9 protein-coding genes are annotated in these 10,467 nt (G+C 40.3%); 8 read left to right on the forward strand and 1 reads right to left on the reverse strand.

Annotation, left to right across the window (positions count from 1 at the left end; genetic code table 11):
- The first annotated feature begins 134 nt into the window (after positions 1–134).
- The 8 genes from HT719_RS07860 (at position 135) to metK (ending at position 10,113) form a co-directional block, all read left to right on the forward strand.
- Positions 135–791 carry a CBS domain-containing protein gene (locus tag HT719_RS07860; RefSeq protein WP_000268665.1) on the forward strand — a complete coding sequence of 219 codons (657 nt, stop codon included), beginning with the start codon at positions 135–137 and terminating at the stop codon, positions 789–791.
- A 107-nt stretch (positions 792–898) separates the two neighbouring features.
- A protein-coding gene (gene prfB, locus HT719_RS07865; protein ID WP_172928790.1) for a peptide chain release factor 2 occupies positions 899–1,994 on the forward strand; the annotation gives its coding sequence in 2 pieces (ribosomal slippage) (positions 899–970 and positions 972–1,994; 1,095 coding nt in all).
- Positions 1,995–2,011: 17 nt separating this feature from the next.
- A complete protein-coding gene (gene ftsE / locus HT719_RS07870) occupies positions 2,012–2,704 on the forward strand; it encodes a cell division ATP-binding protein FtsE (protein ID WP_000022265.1) in 693 nt (230 codons plus the stop codon).
- Positions 2,697–3,623: a permease-like cell division protein FtsX gene (gene ftsX, locus HT719_RS07875; RefSeq protein ID WP_000625541.1), complete on the forward strand. Its 927-nt coding sequence runs from the start codon at positions 2,697–2,699 to the stop codon at positions 3,621–3,623. The genes ftsE and ftsX overlap by 8 nt, the downstream gene beginning before the upstream one ends.
- A gap of 407 nt (positions 3,624–4,030) precedes the next feature.
- Positions 4,031–6,211 carry a PTS transporter subunit IIBC gene (locus tag HT719_RS07880; RefSeq protein WP_172928792.1) on the forward strand — a complete coding sequence of 727 codons (2,181 nt, stop codon included), beginning with the start codon at positions 4,031–4,033 and terminating at the stop codon, positions 6,209–6,211.
- Positions 6,212–6,262: 51 nt separating this feature from the next.
- Positions 6,263–7,078, forward strand: a complete 816-nt coding sequence (locus HT719_RS07885; protein ID WP_172928794.1) for an endonuclease/exonuclease/phosphatase family protein — start codon at positions 6,263–6,265, stop codon at positions 7,076–7,078.
- Between the two features lie 139 nt (positions 7,079–7,217).
- A complete protein-coding gene (locus tag HT719_RS07890; protein ID WP_166730941.1) occupies positions 7,218–8,561 on the forward strand; it encodes a DEAD/DEAH box helicase in 1,344 nt (447 codons plus the stop codon).
- Between the two features lie 361 nt (positions 8,562–8,922).
- The gene (gene metK / locus HT719_RS07895) at positions 8,923–10,113 is read left to right on the forward strand and encodes a methionine adenosyltransferase (RefSeq protein WP_138707778.1); all 1,191 of its coding nucleotides are present in this window, start codon (positions 8,923–8,925) and stop codon (positions 10,111–10,113) included.
- Positions 10,114–10,292: 179 nt separating this feature from the next.
- Here the strand turns inward: metK and HT719_RS07900 are convergent.
- Positions 10,293–10,467: transposase (locus HT719_RS07900; protein WP_172928796.1), on the reverse strand; the 175-nt coding region annotated here is incomplete at its 5' end.

A 10,467-nucleotide genomic window follows, 5' to 3' on the forward strand; every position in this document is an offset into this window, starting at 1 on the left:
ATTTTCGAAGAGTATTAGAGCTCTTTTTGCTAGCTTATTCATACTTTTCTGAATTTTGAAAAAGAAATGTAAGCGTTTGATAGATTTGCAAAAAGATTGTATAATAGGGATAAGAATAGAAAAGGAGAAGTCTCATGGCAGTTAAAGATTTTATGACCCGCAAGGTAGTTTATATTAGTCCAGATACAACAGTATCTCATGCAGCAGATTTGATGAGAGAGCAAGGGTTGCACCGCTTGCCTGTTATCGAAAATGATCAATTAGTTGGTTTGGTGACTGAGGGAACCATTGCACAAGCAAGTCCATCAAAAGCAACAAGTCTTTCTATCTATGAGATGAATTATCTTCTGAATAAGACAAAAGTAAAAGATGTCATGATTCGCGATGTTGTCACTGTCTCAGGCTATGCCAGTCTTGAGGATGCAACTTATCTGATGTTGAAAAACAAGATTGGTATTCTTCCTGTCGTAGATAATCATCAAGTATACGGAGTTATTACGGACCGTGACGTTTTCCAAGCCTTTCTTGAAATTGCTGGTTATGGAGAAGAAGGAATTCGTGTGCGCTTTGTTACGGAAGATGAAGTTGGTGTCCTCGGAAAGATTGTTTCTCTAATCGTTGAAGAAAATTTGAATATCTCCCATACAGTCAATATTCCGCGTAAGGATGGTAAGGTCATTATCGAAGTGCAAATCGATGGATCAATTGATTTACCAGCTTTGAAAGAAAAATTTGAAGCAAATGGTATTCAAGTGGAAGAAATCACTCGCACTTCAGCAAAAGTCTTGTAAAAAGGGAAGCCGAAAGGCTTCTTTTTTCATAAAAAAGGGATTATAGCAAAAGATGGAAAGAAATGATAAAATATGCTATAATGAAATGATGTAAAAAAGGAGTATTTATGGACATTTCAGTAATCCGTCAGAAAATTGACACAAATCGTGAAAAATTAGCTTCTTTCAGGGGGTCTCTTTGACCTCGAAGGGCTAGAGGAAGAGATTGCCATCTTGGAAAACAAGATGACAGAACCTGATTTTTGGAACGATAATATTGCGGCCCAAAAAACGTCGCAAGAATTGAATGAATTAAAAAACACTTACAATACCTTCCATAAGATGGAAGAGTTGCAGGATGAAGTCGAAATTTTATTGGATTTTTTGGCTGAAGACGAGTCAGTGCATGATGAACTGGTAGCGCAGTTAGCCGAACTTGATAAGATAATGACCAGCTACGAGATGACTCTACTCTTGTCAGAACCTTATGACCACAACAATGCCATCTTGGAAATCCATCCAGGTTCTGGTGGTACTGAGGCGCAGGACTGGGGTGATATGTTGCTTCGTATGTATACTCGTTATGGTAATGCTAAAGGCTTTAAAGTGGAAGTGTTGGATTACCAAGCAGGTGATGAGGCTGGTATTAAGTCGGTAACTTTATCATTTGAAGGGCCTAATGCCTATGGTCTCCTCAAGTCAGAAATGGGTGTGCACCGTTTGGTGCGAATTTCGCCGTTCGACTCTGCCAAACGTCGCCATACATCTTTCACATCCGTAGAAGTGATGCCAGAATTGGATGATACTATTGAAGTGGAAATCCGTGAAGATGATATCAAGATGGATACCTTCCGTTCAGGTGGTGCTGGTGGACAAAACGTCAATAAGGTTTCAACAGGTGTACGTTTAACCCACATTCCAACTGGAATTGTTGTCCAATCAACAGTGGATCGGACCCAGTATGGAAATAGAGATCGAGCTATGAAGATGTTGCAGTCTAAGCTCTATCAAATGGAGCAAGAGAAGAAAGCTGCGGAGGTAGATTCCCTCAAGGGTGAGAAAAAAGAAATCACATGGGGAAGCCAAATTCGTTCTTATGTCTTCACACCTTATACTATGGTAAAAGATCACCGAACTAGCTTTGAGGTTGCTCAGGTAGATAAGGTTATGGATGGGGACCTAGATGGTTTTATCGATGCCTACCTCAAGTGGCGAATTAGCTAAGATAGAAAGGAAGTCACATGTCAATCATTGAAATGAGAGATGTCGTTAAAAAATATGACAACGGAACGACTGCCCTACGCGGTGTTTCGGTCAGTGTTCAACCGGGGGAATTTGCTTACATCGTAGGACCTTCAGGAGCAGGGAAGTCAACCTTCATTCGTTCTCTATATCGTGAAGTAAAGATTGATAAAGGAAGCCTATCAGTTGCTGGTTTTAATCTAGTTAAGATTAAAAAGAAAGATGTCCCGCTTCTACGTCGTAGTGTTGGGGTTGTCTTCCAGGATTATAAACTCTTGCCAAAGAAAACTGTCTATGAAAATATTGCTTACGCTATGGAAGTAATCGGGGAAAATCGCCGTAATATCAAAAAACGAGTGATGGAAGTTTTGGACTTGGTTGGGTTGAAGCACAAGGTTCGTTCTTTCCCAAATGAGCTCTCAGGTGGGGAGCAACAGCGGATTGCGATTGCACGTGCCATTGTAAATAATCCCAAAGTATTGATAGCCGATGAACCAACAGGAAACCTGGACCCGGATAATTCATGGGAAATTATGAATCTCTTGGAACGGATTAACCTACAAGGGACAACTATTTTGATGGCGACTCATAATAGCCAGATTGTAAATACCTTGCGCCACCGTGTCATTGCCATTGAAAATGGCCGTGTCGTTCGTGACGAATCAAAAGGAGAGTATGGATACGATGATTAGTAGATTTTTTCGCCATTTATTTGAAGCCTTAAAAAGTTTGAAACGAAATGGTTGGATGACAGTAGCTGCTGTCAGTTCAGTCATGATTACTTTGACCTTGGTGGCAATATTTGCTTCTGTTATTTTCAATACAGCGAAACTAGCTACAGATATTGAAAATAATGTCCGTGTAGTAGTTTATATCCGAAAGGATGTGGAAGATAACAGTCAGACAATTGAAAAAGAAGGTCAAACTGTTACAAATAATGACTACCACAAGGTATATGATTCTTTGAAGAACATGTCTACGGTTAAGAGTGTTACCTTTTCAAGTAAAGAAGAACAATATGAAAAATTAACCGAGACAATGGGAGATAACTGGAAAATCTTTGAAGGAGATGCCAATCCTCTCTATGATGCCTATATTGTAGAGGCAAACACTCCAAATGATGTAAAAACTATAGCCGAAGATGCTAAAAAAATTGAAGGTGTCTCTGAGGTTCAAGATGGCGGTGCCAATACAGAAAGACTCTTCAAGTTAGCTTCATTTATCCGTGTTTGGGGACTAGGGATTGCTGCCTTGTTAATTTTTGTCGCAGTTTTCTTGATTTCAAATACCATTCGTATTACCATTATTTCTCGTAGTCGCGAAATTCAAATCATGCGCTTGGTCGGAGCTAAAAACAGTTATATTCGTGGACCGTTCTTGTTAGAAGGAGCCTTTATCGGTTTATTGGGAGCTATCGCACCATCTGTTTTGGTCTTTATTGTTTATCAAATGGTTTACCAATCTGTCAACAAATCGTTGGTAGGGCAAAATCTATCCATGATTAGTCCAGATTTATTTAGTCCGTTGATGATTGCCCTACTATTTGTGATTGGAATTTTTATTGGTTCACTGGGGTCAGGAATTTCCATGCGCAGATTCTTGAAGATTTAGGTAAAATAATTACTTTTATGAGGAGGTTGTAAAATCTCCTTTTTTGCTACAAGAGTTTTTGAAAAGGGACTTCTAATACTCAATGAAAATCAAAGATCAAACTAGGTAGCTCGCCACAGGATACTCAAAATACTGTTTTGAGGTTGNNCGAAGTCAGTTACATATATACGGTAAGGCGGCGCTGACGTGGTTTGAAGAGATTTTCGAAGAGTATAAAGAAGTCGCTCGGAGAAGACTTCTTGATGGCTAACTTGAACTTGAAATTTGGCACTAGAAATTTTTTTGAAAAAAGAGTATTTTTTTGAATAAAAGCCTTTACAAAAAAAATTAAAGTGGTATAATTAAATCATAAAAGGTGCAAACGTTTTCGTAAAACGTTTGCCTGAATAAAAATAAAGGAGATTTGAATGATGAAAGATACATTCAAAAATGTCTTGTCTTTCGAATTTTGGCAAAAATTCGGTAAGGCTTTGATGGTGGTTATCGCGGTTATGCCGGCTGCTGGTTTGATGATTTCAATCGGTAAGTCTATCGTGATGATTAACCCTAACTTTGCTCCACTCGTTATTACTGGTGGTGTACTAGAGCAAATCGGTTGGGGAGTTATCGTTAACCTTCATATCTTGTTTGCCCTCGCTATTGGAGGAAGCTGGGCTAAAGAACGTGCTGGTGGTGCGTTTGCGGCAGGTCTTGCCTTTATCCTAATCAACCGTATCACTGGTACAATCTTTGGTGTATCAGGAGACATGTTGAAGAATCCAGAAGCTATGGTAACAACTCTCTTTGGTGGATCAATCAAAGTTGCTGATTACTTCATTAGTGTTATGGAAGCTCCAGCACTTAACATGGGTGTATTCGTAGGGATTATTTCTGGTTTTATTGGAGCAACTGCTTACAATAAATACTATAACTTCCGTAAGCTTCCTGATGCACTTTCATTCTTTAACGGAAAACGTTTTGTACCATTTGTAGTTATTCTTCGTTCAGTAATTGCTGCAATTCTACTTTCAGCTTTCTGGCCACTTGTGCAAACTGGTATCAATAGCTTTGGTATTTGGATTGCCAACTCACAAGAAACTGCACCAATCCTTGCACCATTCTTGTATGGTACTTTGGAACGTTTGCTCTTGCCATTTGGTCTTCACCACATGTTGACTATCCCAATGAACTACACAGCTCTTGGTGGTACTTATGAAGTCTTAACTGGTGCAGCAAAAGGTAGCCAAGTATTTGGTCAAGATCCACTTTGGCTTGCATGGGTAACAGACCTTGTTAACCTTAAAGGTACAGATGCAAGTCACTACCAACAATTGTTAGATACTGTTCACCCAGCTCGTTTCAAAGTTGGACAAATGATCGGTTCATTCGGTATCTTGATGGGTGTGATCGTGGCTATCTACCGTAATGTCGATGCTGATAAGAAACATCAATATAAAGGTATGATGATTGCGACAGCTCTTGCAACATTCTTGACAGGGGTTACTGAACCAATCGAATACATGTTCATGTTCGTCGCAACACCTATGTATCTTGTTTACTCACTTGTTCAAGGTGCTGCCTTCGCTATGGCTGACGTTGTAAACCTACGTATGCACTCATTCGGTTCAATCGAGTTCTTGACTCGTACACCTATTGCAATCAGTGCTGGTATCGGTATGGATATCATTAACTTCGTTTGGGTAACTGTTCTCTTTGCCGTAATCATGTACTTTATCGCAAACTTCATGATTCAAAAATTCAACTACGCAACTCCAGGGCGTAACGGAAACTACGAAACTGCTGAAGGTTCAGAAGAATCTAGCAGCGAAGTGAAAGTTGCAGCAGGTTCTCAAGCTGTAAACATTATTAACCTTCTTGGTGGACGTGCAAACATCGTTGATGTTGACGCATGTATGACTCGTCTTCGTGTAACTGTTAAAGATGCAGATAAAGTAGGAAATGCAGAGCAATGGAAAGCAGAAGGAGCTATGGGTCTTGTCATGAAAGGACAAGGGGTTCAAGCTATCTACGGACCAAAAGCTGACGTATTGAAATCTGATATCCAAGATATCCTTGATTCAGGTGAAATTATTCCTGAAACTCTTCCAAGTCAAATGACAGAAGCGCAACAAAACACTGTTCACTTCAAAGGTCTTACTGAGGAAGTTTACTCAGTAGCAGACGGTCAAGTTGTTGCTTTGGAACAAGTAAAAGATCCAGTATTTGCTCAAAAAATGATGGGTGATGGATTTGCAGTAGAACCAGCAAATGGAAACATTGTATCTCCAGTTTCAGGTACTGTATCAAGCATCTTCCCAACAAAACATGCTCTTGGTATTGTGACTGAAGCAGGTCTTGAAGTATTGGTTCACATCGGTTTGGACACAGTAAGTCTTGAAGGTAAACCATTTACAGTTCATGTTGCTGAAGGACAAAAAGTTGTAGCAGGAGATCTCCTTGTCACAGCTGACTTGGATGCTATCCGTGCAGCAGGACGTGAAACTTCAACAGTAGTTGTCTTCACAAATGGTGATGCAATTAAATCAGTTAAATTAGAAAAAATAGGTTCTCTTGCAGCTAAAACAGCAGTTGCTAAAGTAGAATTGTAATATACTTGAGGTTGGAAGCTGTATTCCAACCTCTTATTTTGGGAGAAAAGAATGAAATTTTTAACACTCAATACTCACAGTTGGATGGAAAAAGAAGCAGAGGAAAAATTCCAGATTTTGCTTCAGGATATTCTTGAAAAGGACTATGATTTGATTTGTTTCCAAGAAATCAATCAGGAGATCACATCTCCAGAGGTGGAGGTCAATGATCTTTATCAAGCTTTGCCAGCAGCTGAGCCTATTCACCAAGACCACTATGTTAGACTCTTGGTTGAAAAGTTGTCTGAGCAAGGGAAAAATTACTACTGGACTTGGGCCTATAACCATATCGGCTATGACCGCTACCACGAAGGTGTGTCTATTTTGTCTAAAACACCTATTGAAGCCAGAGAAATTTTGGTTTCAGATGTGGATGATCCAACAGACTATCATACTCGCCGTGTTGCCTTGGCTGAAACTGTAGTTGATGGTAAGGAGCTTGCAGTTGCAAGTGTCCACCTTTCTTGGTGGGATAAAGGTTTCCAAGAAGAATGGGCACGATTTGAGGCTGTCTTGAAAGAATTGAATAAGCCACTTTTGCTAGCTGGAGATTTCAACAACCCAGCTGGTCAGGAAGGTTACCAAGCTATTTTAGCTAGTCCATTAGATTTACAAGACGCATTTGAAGTTGCTCAAGAGAAAAGCGGTAGCTATACTGTTCCACCAGAAATTGATGGCTGGAAGGGGAACACTGAACCCCTTCGAATCGATTATGTTTTTACTACTAAAGAGTTAGAGGTGGAAAAATTACATGTCGTATTTGATGGTAACAAGAGTCCGCAAGTTAGTGATCACTATGGCTTGAATGCTATGTTAAACTGGAAATAAGGACTGAAAAGAGGTTGGGATTCACAAATTCCAGCCTTTTCTGATTAGATGAACTACTGAAAGTAAGCTCTATAAGTGAGGCTACTGAAATGGAATAAAATATGGTATAATTGATAAGATAGATAGAATCGAGGATAGTATGTCATTTACGAAATTTCAATTTAAAAACTATATTAGAGAAGCCTTGGAGGAGCTGAAATTTACAACTCCAACAGAGGTGCAAGATAAGTTGATTCCTATTGTTTTGGCAGGTCGTGACCTAGTCGGTGAATCAAAAACAGGTTCAGGTAAGACTCACACTTTCTTGTTACCGATTTTCCAGCAATTAGATGAAGCCAGCGATAGTGTACAAGCAGTGATTACTGCACCGAGTCGTGAGTTGGCTACTCAAATTTACCAAGCAGCCCGTCAGATTGCTGCCCACTCAGATGTCGAAGTTCGTGTGGTTAATTATGTGGGTGGTACGGATAAGGCTCGCCAGATTGAGAAATTGGCAAGCAATCAGCCTCATATTGTTATTGGAACGCCAGGCCGTATTTATGACTTAGTTAAGTCTGGTGACCTAGCTATTCACAAGGCTAAGACCTTTGTGGTCGATGAGGCAGACATGACCTTGGATATGGGATTCTTAGAAACTGTTGATAAGATTGCTGGAAGCCTTCCAAAAGACCTGCAATTCATGGTCTTCTCAGCGACTATTCCACAAAAACTGCAACCATTCTTGAAAAAATACTTATCAAATCCTGTCATGGAGAAAATCAAGACCAAAACGGTCATTTCTGATACCATTGATAATTGGTTGATTTCTACTAAGGGACGTGACAAGAATGCTCAAATTTATCAGTTGACTCAGTTGATGCAGCCTTATTTGGCGATGATTTTTGTCAACACTAAGACACGTGCTGATGAATTGCATTCATATCTGACTGCTCAAGGCTTGAAGGTGGCAAAAATCCATGGAGATATTGCCCCTCGTGAACGTAAGCGAATCATGAATCAGGTGAAAAATCTGGATTTTGAGTACATTGTCGCAACAGACTTGGCAGCGCGTGGAATTGATATTGAAGGTGTCAGTCATGTCATCAATGATGCCATTCCGCAAGACCTATCTTTCTTTGTGCACCGTGTTGGTCGAACTGGACGCAATGGCCTAGCTGGTACAGCTATTACCCTTTATCAGCCAAGCGATGACTCGGATATCCGTGAGTTGGAGAAATTAGGAATTAAATTTACTCCGAAGATGGTAAAAGATGGGGAATTCCAAGATACCTATGACCGTGATCGTCGTGCTAATCGTGAGAAGAAGCAAGATAAGCTTGATATTGAAATGATTGGTTTGGTTAAAAAGAAAAAGAAAAAAGTCAAACCGGGTTATAAGAAGAAAATTCAATGGGCGGTTGATGAAAAGCGCCGTAAAACCAAGCGTGCTGAAAATCGCGCTCGCGGTCGTGCAGAGCGTAAAGCTAAACGCCAAACATTTTAATAGTAATTGTTGGAGTGCTGAGCTCCAACTTTTTGCTTTATGAGAACGAACTATCTAAACCGAAATACCACATTAAAGACTGCAAATTGTGTTTAAAAATGGTATAATGATAAAGTTATATAGTCCCGATAAGATGGTAGGTATTTATTACGAAGAGTTTGTGACTCGCAAAGACTGACGGCTCCAAGGTCGCTCGTCTTTCTACGGTTGCCGCCATATTGCGGTCACCCTATGCGCCTTACTAGCTTCATAAATAAAAAAGTATCGTTTTTATTTCTTTCGTGTCGTAACTCTTAGATAATGGAAATACCTATCAGTACTTTGTAACTCTATAACACTATTTTTAAGGGGGGACATTTTTATGTCAGAACGTAAATTATTCACGTCTGAATCTGTATCTGAGGGGCATCCAGATAAGATTGCAGACCAAATTTCAGATGCGATTTTGGATGCTATTTTAGCAGAGGATCCAGAGGCGCACGTTGCTGCTGAGACAGCTGTCTATACTGGTTCCGTCCACGTTTTTGGTGAAATTTCTACAAATGCCTATGTGGATATTAACCGTGTGGTTCGTGATACCATTGCAGAGATTGGTTATACCAATACAGAATATGGATTTTCTGCTGAGACAGTGGGAGTCCATCCGTCACTTGTTGAGCAGTCACCGGATATCGCCCAAGGTGTTAACGAAGCCTTGGAGGTTCGTGGAAATGCTGATCAAGATCCACTGGACTTGATTGGAGCAGGTGACCAAGGGCTCATGTTTGGCTTTGCAGTGGATGAGACAGAAGAGCTCATGCCATTGCCAATCTCACTCAGTCATAAATTGGTTCGTCGTCTGGCAGAACTTCGTAAATCTGGAGAAATTAGCTATCTCCGTCCAGATGCAAAATCACAAGTTACAGTTGAGTACGATGAAAATGACCGTCCGGTACGTGTAGATACAGTCGTTATTTCTACTCAGCATGATCCAGAGGCTACTAATGAACAAATCCATCAAGATGTGATTGACAAGGTCATCAAAGAAGTTATTCCATCTTCTTATCTCGATGATAAGACAAAATTCTTTATCAATCCGACAGGTCGTTTTGTAGTCGGTGGTCCTCAAGGGGACTCAGGTTTGACTGGTCGTAAGATTATTGTAGATACTTATGGTGGCTACTCTCGTCATGGTGGTGGTGCCTTCTCTGGTAAGGATGCGACTAAGGTGGACCGTTCTGCCTCATATGCAGCTCGCTATATTGCCAAGAACTTCGTTGCAGCCGGTCTTGCTAAGAAGGCAGAAGTTCAATTGGCCTACGCTATCGGTGTTGCCCAACCTGTTTCTGTTCGTATCGATACTTTCGGTACAGGAACAGTAGCTGAAAGCAAGCTTGAAAAAGCAGCCCGTCAAATCTTTGACCTTCGCCCTGCAGGAATTATCCAAATGCTGGACCTCAAGCGTCCAATTTACCGTCAAACAGCAGCTTATGGACACATGGGACGTACAGATATTGACCTTCCATGGGAACGTTTGGACAAGGTAGACGCTTTAAAAGAAGCAGTCAAATAAAATCTTAAGAGGGGGACTTCCTCTCTTTTTTATAGTTTTTAACTATACTGGGATACTGTTCTGAAAATCCATTTTGCGAAAGTAGAGATTTACATGTATAGTAGATTGAAACTAGAATAGTACACCTCAACTTCTAAAACATTGTTAGAAATCGATTTGACTGTCCTGATCGATTTCTCCTATTCTTGTTTCATTTTACTATATTTTAGGAGGTTATTGGCCATAAGTACCAATCCCATGTCAATTCTCACTTGACGCATCCCTCTCAGATTACATCTCTTGTAACCCAAACAAGCCTTTATCTGCCCAAAGACAGGTTCCACATCAATCTTGCGTTGAGCGAAAATCTGTCTA

Source organism: Streptococcus sp. k-378 (assembly GCF_013277505.1).
Lineage (GTDB): Bacteria > Bacillota > Bacilli > Lactobacillales > Streptococcaceae > Streptococcus > Streptococcus pseudopneumoniae.

Bases quoted from the DNA above. Each gene is read 5' to 3' on its own strand.
- HT719_RS07860 (WP_000268665.1), top strand. From the start codon at position 135: ATGGCAGTTAAAGATTTTATGACCCGCAAGGTAGTTTATATTAGTCCA.
- ftsE (WP_000022265.1), top strand. From the start codon at position 2,012: ATGTCAATCATTGAAATGAGAGATGTCGTTAAAAAATATGACAACGGA.
- ftsX (WP_000625541.1), top strand. From the start codon at position 2,697: ATGATTAGTAGATTTTTTCGCCATTTATTTGAAGCCTTAAAAAGTTTG.
- HT719_RS07880 (WP_172928792.1), top strand. From the start codon at position 4,031: ATGATGAAAGATACATTCAAAAATGTCTTGTCTTTCGAATTTTGGCAA.
- HT719_RS07885 (WP_172928794.1), top strand. From the start codon at position 6,263: ATGAAATTTTTAACACTCAATACTCACAGTTGGATGGAAAAAGAAGCA.
- HT719_RS07890 (WP_166730941.1), top strand. From the start codon at position 7,218: ATGTCATTTACGAAATTTCAATTTAAAAACTATATTAGAGAAGCCTTG.
- metK (WP_138707778.1), top strand. From the start codon at position 8,923: ATGTCAGAACGTAAATTATTCACGTCTGAATCTGTATCTGAGGGGCAT.